General features: G+C 33.0%; 1 protein-coding gene. It reads left to right on the top strand.

What is annotated here, in order from left to right:
* Positions 1-148 precede the first annotated feature (148 nt).
* Positions 149-333 (top strand): hypothetical protein (locus CWB66_RS21800; protein ID WP_138587027.1); only part of this gene is annotated, 185 nt, incomplete at its 3' end.

Below are 333 nucleotides of genomic sequence, written 5' to 3'. Positions count from 1 at the left end.
GACGATAAAAATTTTTCGTTTTCCTTTGTGTGAATTGTGATTATAAATCAGTTTACCAACAGAGATGTTCTTGCTTGGTTACACTTTTTTTATGTAGGCATTATTTGAATGGATAATCGATTTTTACTCCATTTTTAGTAATAAAAAAATGAATAAAGCATTACTCGCGTTAATCGTTGCACCATTTTTCGCTTTATCAGCTGCAAATGCAGTTGCAAGCGATACTACAGACGCTTCAGCCGAAACTATTCAAGAGTTCACAGAAATGTGTATTAGCTGGGCTATAGAATACGACGTAATCGAGGAAGCAATATATATCTATGTTTTTAAGTT

The sequence above is a fragment of the Pseudoalteromonas sp. S558 genome (genome assembly GCF_005886635.1).
GTDB lineage: Bacteria > Pseudomonadota > Gammaproteobacteria > Enterobacterales > Alteromonadaceae > Pseudoalteromonas > Pseudoalteromonas aliena.
This window is presented reverse-complemented; position numbering and strand designations above follow the sequence as displayed.